Raw genomic sequence first — 17,895 nt, forward strand, 5'->3', positions numbered from 1 at the left:
TTTGGAACCTTCAAGAAAGCGGAAGTTTTATTTTCTATTCCCTTTCCACTTTACATATTGGCTTAAAAATGTAATTGCCTTTTCAATCACTTCTTCGTCTGGTTTTAATTTTGCATGATGTAAACCATATTCTGAATTTACTCCAAGCCAAAACATAAATCCAGGGATTTCTCGAAGCATATAACCAAAATCTTCACCTGTCATTGCCTCAGTACATGTAATAACATTCATATCAGTTTGTTTATGTACAAATTGCATAAACTCTCTCGTTAACTCTTCATGGTTATATACTTGATGATACATTGCTCCGTAATCTATAATCGACTCACACTGGAAAGAAGCTTCGATACCTGCAACAATTGCCTCAATTCTGCTTTTCACACGCTTCATTGATTCCACTGATAATGTTCGAATCGTTCCTTCTAAACGAGATTTTTCTGCAATAATATTTTGGACCGTACCACCTGTAATTTTCCCGATTGTAATTACTGCACTATCAAGAGGATTTACATTGCGACTAATAACGGATTGAAGCTGTGTAACAAGGTGACTCGCTGCAACAATCATGTCATTTGCAGTATGCGGATAGGCAGCATGGCCACCTTTCCCTTTTAAATCAATATATAATTCTGAAGTATTGGCAAATAACAGTCCTTCTTTCGTTGCAATTGTACCTACAGCGTATTCTGGTGCAATATGAAGACCAAGAATTATATTTGGTTTCCATTCTTTTAACTCTTCACTTTCTAACATAGGAAGAGCACCGCCTGGTCCTTCTTCTGCTGGCTGGAATAGAAATACAAGGTCATCATCTATTCTTTCGCTCACAACTTTCGTTAGAAGGCCTAAACCGATTGTTGTATGTACATCATGGCCACATGCATGCATCATCCCCTCATGAATAGAAGCAAACTCGTATCCAGTTTCCTCTGTAATTGGTAAACCGTCTATATCTGCACGATAACCTATTATTTTTTCGGGATTTTTTCCATTTACTTTAACGATTACACCCGTTTTCCATGTCTTCACTTCCACAAATTCATGAGAAAGTGTTCCTATATAATCTAAAATATACTGTTGTGTTTTCCATTCCTTAAATCCGATTTCTGGAATTCTATGTAGATCTCTACGAATTTGGACAAATTTGCTTACTGTCATTTTTGCACCTCTATCTATAAAAAGCGTAAGAGCCCTTTTACGCTCTTACGCTTTTTTTACTTTTTATTTCTCTGGGTTTAATTGACGAAGCTCTTGTTTAATTTCTGTTTTTGCTTTTGTCTTCTCATCAATTTCTTTAATTACACGTGCTGGAGTACCTGCAACAACTGTGTATGGAGGCACATCTTCTGTTACAACAGCTCCCGCTGCTACAACTGCACCTTTACCTACTGTAACACCCTCTAAAACAACTACGTTTGCACCGATTACTACATCATCTTCAACGATAACTGGTTTTGCAGAAGGTGGCTCAATAACACCTGCAAGTACAGCACCTGCACCTACGTGACAGTTTTTACCGACTGTTGCACGTCCACCAAGTACTGCATTCATGTCGATCATAGAACCTTCACCAATTACAGCACCAATGTTAATTGTTGCATTCATCATAATTACAGCGTTGTCACCAATTTCAACATGGTCACGAATAATAGCACCTGGCTCGATGCGAGCTTTAATACCTTTTAAATCAAGCATTGGGATTGCAGAATTACGACGATCGTTTTCTACAACGTAGTCAACGATGTGCTTATTATTCTCATCAAGAATTGTCTTAATTTCAGACCATTCTCCGAATAATACACCTGATTTTTTATTCACAAATGCTTGTACTGTTTCAGGGAATGTTACTTCTTTTAAATCCCCTTTTATGTATACCTTTACAGGAGTTTTCTTTTCACTTTTTTGAATAAACGAAATAATTTCGTTAGCATCCATCATTTTCATTCTTGTTGCCTCCTAAATCCATTTATAATGTTACTCTACCAAACGAAAGAGCGAGTAGCAAGATAATAATCTTATTTTTCCCTTTGAATTTCTTCTATAATTTCTAAAAATGCTTGCACTTGCTTCAACTGCCTTGCCGAGTCACTTGTTAACAACCATGTTTCTCTCGTCAGTTGAACAGGTGTTTTATACATATTTTCCTGTACTTCCTTTAAAACAGTAGAAGGTAAAAGGGCATAACCTATACCATTTAAAACAAGTTGTTTACATGTTTCAATTTGGTCAACTACAATTGTTCGCTTAGGCGGATTAGAAAATAAACCATACCACCAATTTTGTATTTGTCCATAATAAGTAGAGTCACTTTTAAATTGAATGAACGGCCTATTTGTTTCTTTTAACATCGAAATATCTTTTATTTCTTTATCAACTAAATACAGTTCATCTTCAAATAATTGTTGTTTCTGACCTTTATATTCTTGTGTGCCCCTCAGTATAGCAACATGAACGTCTCCTTCATAAAACTGCTTTTGCACTTCACTACTCCATCCAGTAAACAGCGATATCTTTACAGAAGGATATTTATGCACAAACTTTTTCAAAACAGGAGGGAGCCAATATTGACCAATAACTGACGCAACAGCTATTTTTAACGTTCCATGAGTTTCCGTTCTAAAAACAGCTAGCTCACTTTTTATATCTTCTTCCCTTTGCAACATTTCTTTAGCATAATTTGCTACTTTTTCCCCTTCAGGTGTAATTGTCAATCCTTTTTGTGAGCGAATAAAAAACTTCATTCCCCATTGTTTCTCCATAGATTGTAATCGTTGACTCAGCGCAGGTTGGGAAACAAATAAACGTTCCGCCGCTTTTCTCATATTTGATTCCTGAGCTAACACAACCATCATTTGAAAATCATCAATTTGCAACTTTCTCCCTCTTTCCTTAGCTTCCATACACCTTATTTTAATAAGCTTTTCATCCTTAATTTAGCCGAATGCTTTCATTCAGAAAATACAATTGTCCAGCGCAAACTTTCCTTATGTTTTATGTCTTTTTAAATATAATACATACACAAGTGATATGCACGAAAAAAAGTGACTTCTTCGTTTCTATGAAGTCACTTTTCTCACGTTATCGATTATATTGCCTTACTTTCTTATTCAACAATTTTAAAATAGCCCGACGTGTTAAAATCCCCTCAAAATAGCCTTCTTCATTAACAGCGCAAATAAAAGGATGATCAATTGTCATTTCTAAAGCTTTTGCAAATGAATCGTCTAATTTAAGAACAGGTATATCTTCCTTCATCACCTGCTCTACTTTCATATCATCGAGTCTTTCAAACTCAATACGCTCTAATCCTAACATACCATCTAATATCATGGCAGTACTAATCAAACCATGTAGTTTATACATTGGATCTAAGACAGGTATCGCCGAATATCCAGATTTCACAAGAACGAGTAAAGCATGTTCTAAACTATTTCCAATTTGGACATGAGCTACTTTTTCCGATGAAATCATTAAATCCTTCACAAGAATTTGTTGAAATTCGTCTTTCGGAATACTAATCATATTACATCCCCCATTTTCCTTTTTTCCTGCTTATGTTCACAACTCTATTCACATTTTATGACAGCGTTTTCATATTATTATTTTGTCCTAAATTTATTTCAATAAAAATACAATCACACAGCTATTTTAGCATACAGCACAAAAAAAAGACTACCATTCCGGTAGCGCTTAATACCCTTTATTTTTTAATCTGTAAAATAACCTTGTGATTTTTTTATATTGCATCACATCTGTCTGTTTCAAACCATTCTCAATATCTGTAAGTTCCACAGCTAAAATTTCACTTGCATAATTTTGCTGAAATAAAATATCTAGTAATAAACTTTCTTCTTCCTTTGTTAAAACAACTTCCCTTTGCATATACCCCTCTCCTTACACTCGCATCGTTACTCTTATTATATAAAAAATTCAACCTATTTAATAGATGTAATATTCAGTTTTTATTAAAAGATATGTAGCAATCGTACACATACAAAAAAATCATTTCGTATATCGATTTGCATAGCTAAACGCCGCATAAGCATCCGGCTTAATTTTTGCAGTTAATCCCATTGCTCGAATTTTTTCTGTCATATCTAAAATAAATTCTTTTGTTAAACCATCATTCCCAATGTCTAAATGAATTTCCATTATGAATCCAGCCCCATCTTGAGCATAAGGATGCAATAACTCCCATATTGTTTGTATATGAGTAGGCGTAAATAGACATGCGATTTCTTGACTAAACTGCGTTTCTAAATATATTTTCTCACGTAAGGTTGCCGGCTTATCTTTTACTGATCTGTGGTGTAAACAGCCCCAGGCACCTTTTCCAACACGATGAATATGGATTGCTGTAATAAACCTCGTATCCTTTTGATGCGCTTGCGAGTCTGTCCCAATGGATAATCGATATAAATTTCGCGGATCCTTTTCAATGAAACTACAAATACGGTTAAAGACCGTATCAAAATTTAAATGTCTCTCTGAAACATTGTAAAATTTATGTGCACCGTCCACAGAGTCACGTCCTTTCAATTAGACAGACTTTTCGTATTCTCATTGTATGGGACAAAAACTAAAATTATAACTTCCTATCCTTTATTCGTTTCAATATTTCGAATTACAAAGTGACAAACTTGGCACGTATAAATTACATTTTGATTAGATTGAGCCGTTAATACATGAATAATCTCAGCAGAACTTTGACAATTAGGACAAATCACAACTGGTAAACGTTCCATACGATAACCTCCTAGTTATATTTCTCCCGGCTATTTGCAGAACCCAGCGATTGTGAGAAGTTTAGCTTCACATATTCACCCAGTTGACGGGACTAATTTTCCACATGGATAAGCAAACTTGCACGGATTAAAATTTCATTTTAATACCATTGTAGGAAAAATAAAAAACTTCTATACATTCCGCTAGAAAGTAATAGAACTAAAAAAGGTACTGCCACATGGCAGTACCTTTTTTATATGTATCAAGAAATGATATCGTAAATCTCAATTGCAACCATGTCGATATTATCGAATTGATACACTTGAGGTTTTTCACCTTGTTGATACACTTCTAACTCATACATTTCACTTTTATCGAAAAATTTCACGCTACATTTGCGCTCACCGTTCACTTCAAAATAGCGTTGTGCTACTTCACCGCTTTCAGCTTGTTCTTGTAGACTAACAAGTCGAGTTAAAATTCCTTGGAGTAGAGACATGAAATCTCTCCTTTCTCTAATCTTCCTACCAATAGGTTTTACAGCTATACTCATTCTATCCGCCATAACAGAAAAAATGTTCCACACTCTAGGATAAAGGTTATTGGCCAGAAACTCAACTAAAAATTTGTCGAAATGCGAAGGAAAAAACAGAAAGAACATATTTCCCCTTCTTTATTGCGGTTTTTATACTGGAAGAATATAATAAAAAACAGAAAAAAGGAGGAATAACAATGAAAAAAATTGAGGTTTATACACAACCCGATTGTCCGCCATGTGTTATTGTGAAAGAATTTTTGAAGCATAATAACGTTGCATATGAAGAATTTGACGTAAAAAAAGACGCTGCTGCTCGCAATCGTCTTTTATACGACTATGATTCTTATTCAACTCCAACAGTCGTAATTGATGGCGAAGTAGTTGCAGGGTTTCAAATTGAAAAGTTACAACAACTACTCAATATAGAATAGGAATAGGTAAATACCTATTCCTATTCTTATCCCGCTATTTGTAGGTAGTAAAACTCCCACCCAAAATTTAGCTACAGCAAAGAAGTTAGATGGAAGAGTAATCCCTCTCACTGATTAAAAATTTCACTTTATAATTGTTGCAACCTTTTTATTTCAGTTAAAAGTTCCTGACTTTCATGATATCCTGCTAATTTCCATTTATCTTGATCCCTTTTCAATGTTACAATTTGATACTGTCCACTTTTTGTCCGCTCATATACATATAAATTTTTATGTTCTTCATCATACGACATTTTCGTTTCTGAATTAAAAGAAAACGGTGCTTCTTTTGCCGGAAGTAAATATTCACCACTTTGTTTATCACTTCTGCTATTTTCATCTGTAAATACTTGAAGGAAATTATCTGTAAAATACGGTGATAACGTCTCTATCATCTTATTCATCGGCAAATGCTTCCCACGAATTGAAAACTGTGTTTCATAGCCTTTTTGTATCGTTGTAAATACTTCTTTCCGATCGACTTCCACTTCCTCTTTTCCTAAAACAGTCGTAACACTATAACCAACTAGAAAGGCAACACATACAAATAGAACAAGCCATATTCCATATTTCCTCATTTTTTCACCTTCCTTTTAAAAGAACTTGTCTTTGTAGTATTCATTGTAACAATGATTATGCAAAGAAAGGACAGATTTCGTTCGTAAAATCTTTACAACGATAGACAGCATTTTCATCACCATTTTCACTATTACCAATTTATGATAAAAACAAACAAAAAATGCACGAATTCCTTCGTGCATTAAAATAAAACATCTTCTTCATATAAATATTCATAAGATAAATCTATAAATAAAAAGTTGTCATCATCAATCGGGAAAGAAAATGTTCGTACCATTTCTCCCGTTTCAATATCTGCATATAAATCTGAAAGCCTCGCCTTATTCTCAAAACGCATTTTCATGATATTCTCGAGAAAATACGGGCGCCAACTCCAGTTCTTCATATAATAATCCGGCATCACAATCCATTCTCCATCTTTTTTCATAACATTTCCTGATTGTTGGAAACCATCTTCATTACAAATAAATATACGAAAACTACACTGTGATACACTTTGACTAAATTGTAATAACCAATCATTTATATCTTCATTCTTTTTTTGTTTTGATAAAACATCGCCAATGCGATCGCGTAACATCTCTGTTAAATTATAAATTTTTTGTAACTTCTTCTTTTCATGCTGAATAAACTGATGACATTCATTACCCAGTCGCTCTTTCAAAACATTCGTTTCAATAAAATCAGGTAAACATTCTTTCAAATAATTACCTTGATAATATCTTCCACCGTTCTTCCAAGCATATTGCAGTTGATAAAAAGCATCTATTTCTTCATATAACAAAGTTGCACCAATTCTTCTAGCAAGTAATGATAAAGAATATAAAATATCTTGATAAGATTGTAAAAGTGCTGTTTGCCTTAAGTTCGTTAAATCTACTTTTAAAATATCAGGTGCTAACACGCTAATACGCTCTAAATTACTTGTGCCCGTTCCGACTTTATTAATCGAAATTTGAATACCATATGTACGATAATACATAAGCAAATGATTAAATTGCTCTATATCTTCTTTACATTCATGCTCTGTAATCTCTAAAACAATTTGTTTTAAATTTAAACCTTGTTCTTCATACCTCAATAAAAGTTGAAGCAAGCTTTCATCATTATCATTCATTAATACATTAGCATTCCGATGTATAAATAATAATAATTTTTGATCGCTTTCTAAATAACGATTTAAAGCTTTTTCTACTATAATATTATCCGCTTCCAGTTGAAATTCACTTGGAATCGAATCATCGTGAAAGAAAGAAGCTAAACTTTGTATGCCCTCTTCTGTTTGAATACGTCCTACTACTTCGTATCCAATTACAGTATGCTCATCAGCACTAAAAATAGCTTGATAATAAGGAAGGACTTTATCCAAGTTACTCATTACATCTAATGCATCTATCAACGTGCTTCCCTCCCTTTACTTTTCAAAAATTATAACATGATATTTACGGAAAAATAATAAAAAATCCCTTCAGTTTTCCTGAAGGGATTAGAGGGGTAAAATGCTAAGGGGAATTAGCAATTCTACTATGAAGAAAAAAGAGGTCTTAAATATAACGTATATATGACCTCTTGTAAACACTTTTCTTTCATATGTCACAATTCCGTCACATTTAACCGTAGAAAAATGAATCAAACATTCATTTTTTTATCCCTTTTAAAATGGATATTGATGTAAATGTTGTCCTCCATCCATTGTCATGCAAGTTCCATTTATGTACGCAGCTTCATCTGAACATAAATAATAAGCTAGGCCAGCGATTTCTTCTGGCGTACCCAACCTTCCAAGCGGAACACTTTGTATCGTACGTTTAGCCATTTCTTCTGAAATCCATAATTTATCAGCACCGCCCGTACGTTCAATTGGTCCTGGCGCGATAGCGTTAACTCGTATTCCATATTTACGTCCCCACTCAACAGCGAGCGTCTTCGTCATTGCTAATACTCCTGCCTTCGCTGCAGCCGAATGAATCACTCCTGGACCTGCATCCCATGCATATGTTGCTACCATGTTAATGATATTCCCTTTTATACCTTTTTCAATCCAATATTTTCCGACAGCATGACTACAGTAAAACGTACCGTTTAATACAATATTAATGACTGAATTCCAGCCATTCACAGATAAATCTTCTGCTGGACAAATAAAGTTTCCAGCTGCATTATTTATTAAAACATCAATTCTACCAAACTTCTCATCAATCTGTTCAATCATTTTCTGAATGTCATCCGTATTTCTTACATCCATTTGTACAGGTAATACTTGCCCTGGAAATTGTTCAATTTCCAACTTTGTTTCCTCTAGTTTTTCCTTTGTACGTCCTGTAATAACAACTCGTGCCCCTTCTTTTACAAAACGAGTCGCCATTCCTTTTCCCATTCCACTCGATCCACCTGTTATAATAACTACCTTTTCTTTCACATACATCCCCTCCAAAAAATGAATACACATTCATTTTATCACTTTATTTAATAGAAATCTTTATATTTTTAAACTTTTCTGATATTTTAGCGTAAAGAACTTTCTTTTTATTCATTTTTTTTCGTAATCTATACTACTTTTTATTATGTAAAGTATATTTTAAATAAACTGAAAGGAGATTTGAGTAGCCTATAAATGGAATGAAAACATTGAGGTATACTCATATTTTTATGAAGCACATTACAAGAAGAAATTTTTTAAAAATTGGTATGCGTACTTGTCTCTATTCATTTATAACCAGTAGCATCGGATACTACTATGCTAAATATATAGAGCCCCATTTCATTTCTTTTACACAGCACACATTAAAATCACAACTCATCCCAAAAAGTTTTCATGGTATGAAAATTCTTCAATTCAGCGATTTACATCTCGGATACTATTTCTCGCTTCAACATTTATCTAAAGTTGTTTCTAAAATTAATGCTGTAAATCCAGATATTGTCCTTTTTACCGGAGATCTCATTGATAATTATCAAACGTATACTGACACTCCTTTCGTTGCATCCATTTTAAAAAATATACAAGCCCCCTTTGGTAAATTCGCTATTTATGGTAACCATGATCACGGTGGATATGGAACTGAATACTATGAGCACATCATGCATGAATCAGGATTTGAGCTATTGCTCAATAGTGAAAAAAGAATTCGTCTAATGGATAATAGCGAAATTTCTATTTTCGGTCTCGATGATATACTACTAGGCAAACCAAAAATAGAGAAAACATTAGAGCATGCACGGCAAAGTACTTATAACATTGTTCTTGTTCACGAACCAGATATCGCGCCCAAAGTTTCTAGATATCCAATCAACTTGCAACTTTCTGGTCATAGTCACGGCGGACAAGTACAAATTCCTTTTTTAGGAGCTATTATTACACCTTCACTCGCCAAAGACTATATTGAAGGCTTCTATACAATTCAGGATTTAACTCTCTATGTCAATCGAGGCCTGGGAAGAACACGTGTCCCATTTCGTTTTATGTCAAAACCTGAAATCACAATTTTCACACTCCAACATTCGTAATAATTCGCCTATTTTCTTACATATCCTTTCTTGTACGCGCTCATCCACGTTTTGTTTACCATATGATAAAAGTGAGTCCAATAAAGGAGGTATGTTCATGTATCCATATTATCAACCAATTCCAGTCCGTTCAGCACCTATTGGTCCAGTAGGCGACTCACGCTTCTTCCCGTTTTTTGGCGTTCCCTTTCTAGCTGGAATTGCTGGTGGATTGCTCGGCGGAGCATTAGCTTTCGGCCCTCGACCATTTTATCCACCTTATCCAACACCTTTCCCGCCGCCAGCACCTTATCCTTGTTACGGTGGACCATGTCAGCAACCATACTATTACTAAGTTAAAATAACGATTCTTTCAAATATTATTCTCTCAACGAGCCATCTCATTACACACTTATAATAAAACTATTGTTTCTACTCATCCTTCCATTTTTGGAGCATATGAGTAGAAAAAAGTAAAAACCTCTTATTGACATAAGAGGTTTTTACTTTTTTCATTATTCAGCGTCTGTATTTTGATATGCCATCTTAAACAACTTCACTTGGCTATCAATTTCTTCTGTACTACTATTAATAACATAATAGTAATCACCATCTTTATTTTGTTCACGTGTTTTCACATTATCAGCTAATGTAAGCTGTAAAATCGCCTTAATTCGTGCCTTCATTTCAATATCTAATATTGGGAAAGATATTTCCACTCGCTTCTCCATATTTCGCGTCATCAAATCAGCTGAAGATAAATATATTTTCTCCTCCCCATTATGATGGAAATAATAAATACGGCTATGTTCTAAATATCTTCCAACAACACTAACTACACGAATATTTTCACTTACATTTGGAATGCCAGGTCGTAGGCAACATGTCCCTCGAACAATGAGCTCTACCTTTACTCCAGCTTGTGATGCTTCGTACATTTTTTTAATTAATGGTTTATCTGTTAATGAATTCATCTTAGCGATAATATATCCATTTCCATATTGCCTATGATAACGGATTTCTTCATCTATTAAATCTATAAATTGCTCTCTTATATCAAATGGAGCAACCGATAAATGATGAAAATGTGGCTTTGTTGTATAACCACTTAAATAATTAAAGAAATTGGTTGCATCAACCCCAAAGTCTTTTCTTGATGTAATATATCCAAAATCAGTATATAACTTCGCTGTTGCATCATTATAGTTTCCAGTTCCAAGATGTACGAACCTTTCGATTTTTCCGTTTTTTCTTCTTACAACTAACGTAATTTTACTATGTGTTTTCAAGTGACTTACACCGTAAATAACATGACAGCCTGCCTGTTCCAATTCTTTAGCCCAATGAACATTGTTTTCTTCATCAAATCTTGCCTTTAATTCAACTAATACTGTCACTTGTTTTCCCTTTTCAGCCGCTATCTTTAACGCCTGAATAATCGGTGAATCACCACTTACACGATATAACGTTTGTTTAATCGCAAGTACATTCGGATCGTCCGCCGCATCACGGACAAAATCAACTACCGGCTGAAATGATTCAAAAGGATGATGTAATAAAATATCATGCTCAATTGCTTTTTCAAATACATCTTCTTCATCACCTAAATCTTGAGGTGGTTGCGGAATAAGAGCCGGATATACAAGATGTTCATATAAAGGAGCTAGTTTTTTATATAAAGAAAACAAACATGTTAAATCTAATGGACCATCCATTATATATACATCTTCATCTTTTACTTCCAGAACCTCATATAATAACGCTAATACTCTTTCATCAATGTGTTCTTTCCCAACTTCTAAACGAACAGCAGCCCCCCACTTACGCTTTTTTAATTCTTTTTCAATTACCTTTAATAAATCTCTCGCACCTTCTTCATGAATCGTTAAATCTGCATTGCGTGTAATACGGAAACGAGTAACAGATGATACTGTATATCCCGTAAATAATTTATGAGTAAAGCTACTAATTACGTCTTCTAATAAAATAAATTTATGCTTTTGCCCTTCGCTCGGTAAAATTATGAAGCGCTCAAGTAATGAAGGAACTTGCACAATTCCTAACTTCGTCCTGTTTTCTTCTTCCGCTTGCTTCTCATCATATAAAAGAGTAGCCAAATTCAAACTTTTGTTTAATAACATTGGAAATGGGCGATATGCATCAATAGCTACAGGAGTTAACACCGGAAAAATTTGCTCATCAAAATACTCTTCTATAAATTCTCGCTGCTCTTTCGTCAAATCATTGAATGTTAAACGTTCAATTCCCTCTAACTCAAGTGCTGGTAATACATAATTTTTAAATGTATCATATTGTACTGTCATTAGTGCATGGGCTTTTATCGCAATTTTATTTAATTGCTTTTTTGGTGTTAAGCCAGCTTTATTTTCTGGCTGATTAAATCCAGCACTCACTTGATCCTTTAATCCCGCTACACGTACCATAAAAAATTCATCTAAATTCGAACTAAAAATACTAATAAATTTCAATCTTTCCAAAAGTGGATTATTTGCATCTTGCGCTTCTTGTAAGACACGTTCATTAAATGCTAACCAACTTAACTCTCGATTATTGTAATAAGCTGTATCATTTAAATTTACTGCATTCCCCTTCAATAATTCCATTCTCTTCACACTTCCCCTTGAAACTTTTTTACTATAATTTACTTACTTTTATTTTAGCAAATTACAATATTATAAAGTGTAATTTTTTTGTAAAGACATCCGTACAACCTAATATTTTAGTTCAAATGACAAGTTAATATTCGTTTTTAATACTCTTTCTAACTGTTTTTTTTGTTTTTCAGCTTGCACTTTTTCCGCTAATGCCGATTGTTCACATAAAGCTTTAAACGTTAATCCTTCTTCGCTTTCTGTTATAGATATGGTATCAATAAGCGATCGTTGCCTTGCATTTAAAGTAGCTGAAAATTGTAAAACAGCTCCTAACAGGCGGATTTTTTTTTGTTCGCTTTTATCAAACCAACCTTCAAATGGAGATAAATGTTGTTTAAATAACATTTTTGATTTATACGATGCAATAAGCGCTAGCCTTACTCGATCTTTATGCATCATGCCATCAATTGTCTTATTCGCTAATAAATAAAACGTATGTAAACGGCTCGCTTCTTCGTCTATATATTTGCCTATATTAAACACTTTCGCTGCTTGATGGAACACTTCCCAGTCTTTTACTGACATAGAAATAAGCCCTATTTCCTCAAGTTGTTTGCAAATTAGTCTTCCATGTTTAATAAGTTGAATAACAAATTCCATGTCCATTTCGTATTCATGTGATAGTAAATGCAGACTTTCTTCAACTACGTTCGGATAATATGAAATCCCCAAATCTTTTGTCAACTCTTCATAGAAAACACCTTCTCTTAACCCTTTTCTACTTAATACAAATGCCGGTGCCTCTATAACATTAACAAGTGTATGAAATACTTCAACCGCTGGAATAATCGTATCTGCTCGATCTTTTGCCAATCCTTCCAATTTCTGAAGTTCTATGAACGACAATCTTTCCAATTCATCTTTTACACTTTCAATATCTTCTTCTTTCATCTTGTATAAATGTAATCCTGCTATAGGATAACATATTAAATTTTGATGGATTTTTACTAAGTTCCTAGCACTACCACCAATTGCAATAAGAGGCAATTTCTTATTGATTAACCATGGTAACGTTCGAAGTTGAAACTCTAAATACTGTTGCATTCCCTCTAACTCATCTTTAGTAGGAATATCACCTTTAATAAATTGTTGCTTTAAAGAAAGTGCCCCAAAAGGAAAACTATGGTACTCTAAAATCTCTCTATTTCTAAAGTATGTAACTTCCGTACTTCCCCCACCAATATCTACCGTTATTCCTTCTGAAAACGATGTAGAATTCATAACCGCCAAGTATCCGTAACGCGCTTCCTCATACTCTGATAATACTCTAAGCGTAAAGTCCGTTTGTCCTTCAACAAGCTTTTTAATTTCCTCTTGATTCTCCGACTGTCTAATTGTTGCTGTTGCAACACAAAGTACATGATGCAACTGATGGAATCTTGTACTTTCTTGAAATTGAAATAATGTCTGTAATAATACTTCTATTCCCTCTTCATTCAACACACCATCAATTAAGTAATTCCTTAACCTAGCAACAACTTTCGTATTTTCAATCTCTTTATAAAAACCTCCATTTTGCTTTTCATAAATAACTAAACGCATTGTATTAGATCCAATATCTATAATGGCATACTGTTGTTTTAATATTTCTTTCAAACTTCTCACTCTTTCATTATCAAATTTCAAAAACATATTCTATTACTATTATACAAAATAGTTGTTTTTTGTAACAATATTGCTTTAATATTGAAAATATATACAATCACTTTTTGCGTATAATAAATACCTATTTTATTTATGGTATAATAATGAAAAATTGAAAGGAGATTCAATATGAAACCTTCACAACCACAATCTCAATTACAAAACCAACATTCTATTAATCGACTAGCTCAATCTATTTTCGTTGTGAATCGTCATGCTAAAGCAGCTACTAATCCTAAATATTTATACTGGTTAAAAAAGACAGCTTTAGAACGTTTGATTGCTGAAAAAAAAGCAATTAAAGAAGGATTACATTTTTCTAGAAACCCACGTTTTAGCCAACAACAATCTGATGTCCTTATACGTTTAGGCGATTATTTTTTCCACATCCCTCCTACGAAAGAAGATTTTCGAATTCTACCGCATCTTGGTCATCTTGAATCCTCCTATCGAAATCCGAAAACAACCTTATCTTTAACAGTGGCAAAAAAAACAATTCAAGATTATATTGGTCCTGAAGCATTAAAACAAGAAAAAAAATTAAGTGAACCTGTTCCATGGTATAGTCGTACTTATACAAAAAAATAAAACAGTTTGGCCAAGTGTAGGCCAAACTGTTTTATTTTTTCTCTTCTTTAATTTTAATATTTGCTTGTTTATAAAAAGCTACTTTTTCTGTATTATAAGACTTTGTGAATTCATTAAATTTATCTTTTTCTGACTCAATATCCTTATAAGATTGATTTACTACTTTTACTTTTTCACTAATATCTTTTAATTTAGTACCTTTATCTTGTAACATTGTATATAACTCTTTTTCTTGTTTTAAAGATTTGTCATAGCTGTCATACATTTTATTAAATGAATCGTGTCGTTTCTCATACGTGCTTTTCACTTTATCAGCTTGATCTTTCAATTTCTTATCTTCAATTTTCTTCACATACTTATCAGCTGACTTCACTTCTTCTTGCGCTTTATTTAAAACTTCTTTTTCTTTTGCAAGCACTTTTTCTCGTTCAGTTGTATTTTTCACTGCTTGATTCAGTTTTTCTTTAACGGTTTGATTATTATCTTTTCCTTCTTGAACAATCTGGTTATATAATTCTTGTCCTTCTTTCTCTAAAGTCTCAAGTTTTTTTGCATCTTCAAACATTGTTTTTTCTTGTTTAGCAGCGTTTTCAAACGCTACATATAATTCTTCTTCTGGTTTCGGACCGAAACAACCGGCTAATAAAATCATTGATAATGCAGTTACAATTGCTAATTTACTATATTTCAACATCTCTTCCTCCTACTTATAAACGACCATCGTGTAATATAAAAAAGTTATAAAATATGTAATTGTTCTATACACTCGCATCTTTTTTACGAAGATCATTAATATTGTTTGTACAAATTATTACTTGATATTACATTATTCTTTTTGAATTATTTAGCAATTCCATATCCATCTTTAAGTATACTACTTCGTGTTTTTTAAGGCCTGTTCACACTATGTATTACTTTAATGTCCACGGAATTTCACCTCAGTCTTAATAAGACTATAATAGTTCACCTGATAAAAGGTGATCGCTCCGCTCTCACGTCTATCATTCCCTTTCCAGCTTTCTATCAATTAATCTCTTTGTTCATTTTACACAGTACAATCAATATCTCGCAACAACTTACAAATATTCTTTTCATTTCCTAAAAAGGAAAAGTGTAGAGCTTGCTTTCCTCTACACTTTTAAAATAAAACACACTGTGCAAATTGCATTGACACTACCATCATAATTATATGCTTATTTCATATATTTTTAAAGACTTTTATTACAAACGTGGCGTTTTTTTGTAATAAAAGTCAAAAAAATGTTACAAATAAAACATCTTCCTATCATATATCTTCAAATCAAAGCTTCACTCATTTTCTTGCAAATTTCTATACTGGTACAATTGATTTTGCGACTTTCTCAACAGTTCTTCAAACGTTTTTCCTTCTACTGGATAGCTAGCTGCTCCAAATAAAAGAGTGACACTGAGTAAATCACCTTCTATTTCACTTTCAATATTTTTCATTAATCGTTTTGTTATTGTTGATGTTTCATGACCATTATCAATTGCTACAATAACGTACTTATTTTCATCCCACTTTGTAACAACATCGCCCTTCCGAATTGTCTTTACAATGGTACTCTCTAATTTTTGTACTAACACTCCCAACTTTTTTTCTTGCAACGTGTCTTTTAATCCTTCCCATTCTTTTACAGAAAGAATGTACACTGTAATATTACGAGAATCTCTTTCAGATAAAGCAGCTACTTTCCCAAAAAAATCAACAACAAAATCATTGCTTGCCATTCCTCCTACTTCCATACCCATACGCTCGTTCGCTCTTTTATCGTACCAATGTCCAAAATAATAACTTAGTATCATTTGCAATATATAAATAATAAAGACGGTATAAAATGATCGTGAATCCAGTTTTGCAATTACATCCTGAAGTGCAATCCATTCTGTAACTGCCACAGTATTGCCAAGCAATAATCCACTAATTTTCCCTTTATGTTTCATACTTTCCCCCCTTTTATACCAATATATGTTTCTATATCAATAATGTTTTTCTACAAAATAAAAAATGTACATATGCAATGTACATTTCTGCTTAAGCTTGTATACCTTTTCTACTCTATTTCATATATATATAATATAACTTTTATAGAAAGGAGTAATCTATATGCTACAAAAAGAGAATCTATCAGATGCTATGCGTTTACTAGCTGGTTTTCTATTATCATTAAAATTATTATTTACCTCTTTCGGCATACACTTTATTACAAACGATCAAATCGACGCTATTGTTAATGTTGTTTCATTTTTATTTATTCTATACTTTGGCTACAAAAATAACTATGTAGGAAAAAAAGGAATGGAGCAAAAAAAAATACTCAAAAAACACAACCTTCACTAAAAAAGGAACCTTTTGTACAGGTTCCTTTTTATCATTGACGCACAACAACTTCATTTGTTTGCAGTGGGCCATATGATATCTCTTTATCTTGAAATGTATATGTAGCCTGAAAGAATGTTTGTTTAAGAGCTTTATCTTTATTAGCTTTTATTTTACAACGTAGTTCCACCTTCTCATTCGGTAACAATTCATCAATTCGCCATCTAACAAGCTGGAATAAAAACTCACTTATCCCCCTATCAACTTTTAAAGAATTAGGAATATAAGCAAAGTAATCTCGAATCATATGACTTACAACGACTCTCGAAATCATTTCTACCCCTTTATTTTCCACTTCAATTCGCATAATAAGTATGTCGTTTACATCGTAGGTCAATTCATACGAAAATTGTTCTGTATACATACTACCAATTTGTAATGTAACGGCTACTTGAGGAAATTCGTTTTCCTTTTTCGATCCGTCAATCCACAATACTGGTTGTAGCGGTATTGAATACTTTCCTGTATCCGAAATTCGTCCCCATATTTTCATAATATATATTCACCTCATTTCAGATGTAACATACACACAATGAATTCCCCAAATTACTAAAGCTTGCTACAAGCAATCTTTAATATTTCTCTTCCTTTTATCCTATTCGACAATATGAAGAAAAAACCATTTTTCATCTATTAACAGAAGGTGTTCTTTATGAAATTTTTTTACAATTTACTTCATTTCCTTTATAGCAATATTCAGTATGGCTCACTCGTTCTCTACTCATACGAAAGAATATTTTGACGGAAGAAAAAGTTTGCCTTATAGTCAAATTTGACTATAATATTCTTTAT

The 17,895-nt window shown here is 33.2% G+C and carries 21 protein-coding genes; 5 read left to right on the forward strand and 16 right to left on the reverse strand.

What is annotated here, in order from left to right:
- Positions 1–27: 27 nt before the first annotated feature.
- The 8 genes from MKY21_RS20045 to MKY21_RS20080 all read right to left on the reverse strand — a co-directional run bounded on the left by MKY21_RS20045 (position 28) and on the right by MKY21_RS20080 (position 5,224).
- Complete coding sequence (locus MKY21_RS20045; RefSeq protein WP_000218675.1) at positions 28–1,158, reverse strand: N-acetyldiaminopimelate deacetylase; 1,131 nt, start codon at positions 1,156–1,158, stop codon at positions 28–30.
- A 63-nt stretch (positions 1,159–1,221) separates the two neighbouring features.
- Positions 1,222–1,944, reverse strand: coding sequence for a 2,3,4,5-tetrahydropyridine-2,6-dicarboxylate N-acetyltransferase (gene dapD / locus MKY21_RS20050; protein WP_000783241.1), 723 nt, complete (start codon positions 1,942–1,944; stop codon positions 1,222–1,224).
- Positions 1,945–2,015: 71 nt separating this feature from the next.
- Entirely contained in the window at positions 2,016–2,900 is an 885-nt protein-coding gene (locus MKY21_RS20055) for a LysR family transcriptional regulator (RefSeq protein ID WP_001987174.1), read from the reverse strand.
- A 178-nt stretch (positions 2,901–3,078) separates the two neighbouring features.
- Positions 3,079–3,522, reverse strand: coding sequence for a cyclic-di-AMP-binding protein CbpB (gene cbpB / locus MKY21_RS20060; protein ID WP_000623580.1), 444 nt, complete (start codon positions 3,520–3,522; stop codon positions 3,079–3,081).
- 168 nt (positions 3,523–3,690) lie between these two features.
- Positions 3,691–3,882, reverse strand: a complete 192-nt coding sequence (abbA, locus tag MKY21_RS20065) for an antirepressor AbbA (protein WP_001188692.1) — start codon at positions 3,880–3,882, stop codon at positions 3,691–3,693.
- Between the two features lie 120 nt (positions 3,883–4,002).
- Positions 4,003–4,521: a ribonuclease H-like YkuK family protein gene (locus MKY21_RS20070; protein WP_016118569.1), complete on the reverse strand. Its 519-nt coding sequence runs from the start codon at positions 4,519–4,521 to the stop codon at positions 4,003–4,005.
- A 74-nt stretch (positions 4,522–4,595) separates the two neighbouring features.
- Complete coding sequence (locus tag MKY21_RS20075) at positions 4,596–4,745, reverse strand: hypothetical protein (RefSeq protein ID WP_000440540.1); 150 nt, start codon at positions 4,743–4,745, stop codon at positions 4,596–4,598.
- 242 nt (positions 4,746–4,987) lie between these two features.
- Entirely contained in the window at positions 4,988–5,224 is a 237-nt protein-coding gene (locus tag MKY21_RS20080) for a YkuJ family protein (protein WP_000055151.1), read from the reverse strand.
- A gap of 233 nt (positions 5,225–5,457) precedes the next feature.
- Here MKY21_RS20080 and MKY21_RS20085 point away from each other — a divergent pair, with 233 nt between their 5' ends.
- Positions 5,458–5,694, forward strand: coding sequence for a glutaredoxin family protein (locus tag MKY21_RS20085; protein ID WP_000717875.1), 237 nt, complete (start codon positions 5,458–5,460; stop codon positions 5,692–5,694).
- Between the two features lie 128 nt (positions 5,695–5,822).
- Here MKY21_RS20085 and MKY21_RS20090 read toward each other — a convergent pair whose 3' ends face one another.
- The 3 genes from MKY21_RS20090 to fadH form a co-directional block, all read right to left on the reverse strand.
- Positions 5,823–6,311, reverse strand: a complete 489-nt coding sequence (locus MKY21_RS20090; protein WP_001233804.1) for a DUF3993 domain-containing protein — start codon at positions 6,309–6,311, stop codon at positions 5,823–5,825.
- Positions 6,312–6,493: 182 nt separating this feature from the next.
- Positions 6,494–7,711: an EAL domain-containing protein gene (locus MKY21_RS20095; RefSeq protein ID WP_000564310.1), complete on the reverse strand. Its 1,218-nt coding sequence runs from the start codon at positions 7,709–7,711 to the stop codon at positions 6,494–6,496.
- A gap of 255 nt (positions 7,712–7,966) precedes the next feature.
- A complete protein-coding gene (fadH, locus tag MKY21_RS20100) occupies positions 7,967–8,731 on the reverse strand; it encodes a 2,4-dienoyl-CoA reductase (protein ID WP_341077228.1) in 765 nt (254 codons plus the stop codon).
- 230 nt (positions 8,732–8,961) lie between these two features.
- Between fadH and MKY21_RS20105 the strand changes: the two genes are divergently transcribed.
- Together MKY21_RS20105 and MKY21_RS20110 are read left to right on the forward strand one after the other, a co-directional pair.
- Positions 8,962–9,819: a metallophosphoesterase gene (locus MKY21_RS20105; protein ID WP_341077229.1), complete on the forward strand. Its 858-nt coding sequence runs from the start codon at positions 8,962–8,964 to the stop codon at positions 9,817–9,819.
- Positions 9,820–9,916: 97 nt separating this feature from the next.
- Complete coding sequence (locus tag MKY21_RS20110) at positions 9,917–10,153, forward strand: hypothetical protein (protein ID WP_000283741.1); 237 nt, start codon at positions 9,917–9,919, stop codon at positions 10,151–10,153.
- Positions 10,154–10,313: 160 nt separating this feature from the next.
- On the opposite strand, the gene MKY21_RS20115 is transcribed toward MKY21_RS20110, so the two are convergent.
- Both MKY21_RS20115 and MKY21_RS20120 read right to left on the reverse strand, forming a co-directional pair.
- Positions 10,314–12,422 (reverse strand): polyphosphate kinase, encoded by a 2,109-nt coding sequence (locus tag MKY21_RS20115; protein WP_000421677.1) that lies wholly within the window; start codon positions 12,420–12,422, stop codon positions 10,314–10,316.
- Positions 12,423–12,530: 108 nt separating this feature from the next.
- Positions 12,531–14,105, reverse strand: a complete 1,575-nt coding sequence (locus tag MKY21_RS20120; protein ID WP_002000750.1) for a Ppx/GppA family phosphatase — start codon at positions 14,103–14,105, stop codon at positions 12,531–12,533.
- A 141-nt stretch (positions 14,106–14,246) separates the two neighbouring features.
- On the opposite strand from MKY21_RS20120, the gene MKY21_RS20125 reads away from it, so the two are divergent.
- Positions 14,247–14,705, forward strand: a complete 459-nt coding sequence (locus MKY21_RS20125) for a YkyB family protein (protein WP_000804862.1) — start codon at positions 14,247–14,249, stop codon at positions 14,703–14,705.
- 31 nt (positions 14,706–14,736) lie between these two features.
- On the opposite strand, the gene MKY21_RS20130 is transcribed toward MKY21_RS20125, so the two are convergent.
- Both MKY21_RS20130 and MKY21_RS20135 read right to left on the reverse strand, forming a co-directional pair.
- Positions 14,737–15,399, reverse strand: a complete 663-nt coding sequence (locus MKY21_RS20130) for a YkyA family protein (protein WP_000922482.1) — start codon at positions 15,397–15,399, stop codon at positions 14,737–14,739.
- Positions 15,400–16,013: 614 nt separating this feature from the next.
- Positions 16,014–16,667: a diguanylate cyclase domain-containing protein gene (locus MKY21_RS20135; protein WP_000680811.1), complete on the reverse strand. Its 654-nt coding sequence runs from the start codon at positions 16,665–16,667 to the stop codon at positions 16,014–16,016.
- Between the two features lie 163 nt (positions 16,668–16,830).
- Between MKY21_RS20135 and MKY21_RS20140 the strand changes: the two genes are divergently transcribed.
- Positions 16,831–17,064 (forward strand): SPP1 phage holin family protein, encoded by a 234-nt coding sequence (locus MKY21_RS20140; RefSeq protein WP_000939448.1) that lies wholly within the window; start codon positions 16,831–16,833, stop codon positions 17,062–17,064.
- Positions 17,065–17,095: 31 nt separating this feature from the next.
- Here the strand turns inward: MKY21_RS20140 and MKY21_RS20145 are convergent, their stop codons facing one another.
- Positions 17,096–17,596 carry a hypothetical protein gene (locus MKY21_RS20145; RefSeq protein ID WP_000708122.1) on the reverse strand — a complete coding sequence of 167 codons (501 nt, stop codon included), beginning with the start codon at positions 17,594–17,596 and terminating at the stop codon, positions 17,096–17,098.
- Positions 17,597–17,895: the final 299 nt, after the last annotated feature.

Origin of the sequence: Bacillus sp. FSL R9-9497, assembly GCF_038005805.1 — a bacterium.
GTDB classification, from domain to species: domain Bacteria; phylum Bacillota; class Bacilli; order Bacillales; family Bacillaceae_G; genus Bacillus_A; species Bacillus_A cereus.

Excerpts from the sequence above, each read along its gene's own strand:
- MKY21_RS20045 (WP_000218675.1), bottom strand. The coding sequence starts at position 1,158 with ATGACAGTAAGCAAATTTGTCCAAATTCGTAGAGATCTACATAGAATT.
- dapD (WP_000783241.1), bottom strand. The coding sequence starts at position 1,944 with ATGAAAATGATGGATGCTAACGAAATTATTTCGTTTATTCAAAAAAGT.
- MKY21_RS20055 (WP_001987174.1), bottom strand. The coding sequence starts at position 2,900 with ATGGAAGCTAAGGAAAGAGGGAGAAAGTTGCAAATTGATGATTTTCAA.
- cbpB (WP_000623580.1), bottom strand. The coding sequence starts at position 3,522 with ATGATTAGTATTCCGAAAGACGAATTTCAACAAATTCTTGTGAAGGAT.
- abbA (WP_001188692.1), bottom strand. The coding sequence starts at position 3,882 with ATGCAAAGGGAAGTTGTTTTAACAAAGGAAGAAGAAAGTTTATTACTA.
- MKY21_RS20075 (WP_000440540.1), bottom strand. The coding sequence starts at position 4,745 with ATGGAACGTTTACCAGTTGTGATTTGTCCTAATTGTCAAAGTTCTGCT.
- MKY21_RS20080 (WP_000055151.1), bottom strand. The coding sequence starts at position 5,224 with ATGTCTCTACTCCAAGGAATTTTAACTCGACTTGTTAGTCTACAAGAA.
- MKY21_RS20085 (WP_000717875.1), top strand. The coding sequence starts at position 5,458 with ATGAAAAAAATTGAGGTTTATACACAACCCGATTGTCCGCCATGTGTT.
- MKY21_RS20090 (WP_001233804.1), bottom strand. The coding sequence starts at position 6,311 with ATGAGGAAATATGGAATATGGCTTGTTCTATTTGTATGTGTTGCCTTT.
- MKY21_RS20105 (WP_341077229.1), top strand. The coding sequence starts at position 8,962 with ATGAAGCACATTACAAGAAGAAATTTTTTAAAAATTGGTATGCGTACT.
- MKY21_RS20110 (WP_000283741.1), top strand. The coding sequence starts at position 9,917 with ATGTATCCATATTATCAACCAATTCCAGTCCGTTCAGCACCTATTGGT.
- MKY21_RS20115 (WP_000421677.1), bottom strand. The coding sequence starts at position 12,422 with ATGGAATTATTGAAGGGGAATGCAGTAAATTTAAATGATACAGCTTAT.
- MKY21_RS20120 (WP_002000750.1), bottom strand. The coding sequence starts at position 14,105 with ATGTTTTTGAAATTTGATAATGAAAGAGTGAGAAGTTTGAAAGAAATA.
- MKY21_RS20125 (WP_000804862.1), top strand. The coding sequence starts at position 14,247 with ATGAAACCTTCACAACCACAATCTCAATTACAAAACCAACATTCTATT.
- MKY21_RS20130 (WP_000922482.1), bottom strand. The coding sequence starts at position 15,399 with ATGTTGAAATATAGTAAATTAGCAATTGTAACTGCATTATCAATGATT.
- MKY21_RS20135 (WP_000680811.1), bottom strand. The coding sequence starts at position 16,667 with ATGAAACATAAAGGGAAAATTAGTGGATTATTGCTTGGCAATACTGTG.
- MKY21_RS20140 (WP_000939448.1), top strand. The coding sequence starts at position 16,831 with ATGCTACAAAAAGAGAATCTATCAGATGCTATGCGTTTACTAGCTGGT.
- MKY21_RS20145 (WP_000708122.1), bottom strand. The coding sequence starts at position 17,596 with ATGAAAATATGGGGACGAATTTCGGATACAGGAAAGTATTCAATACCG.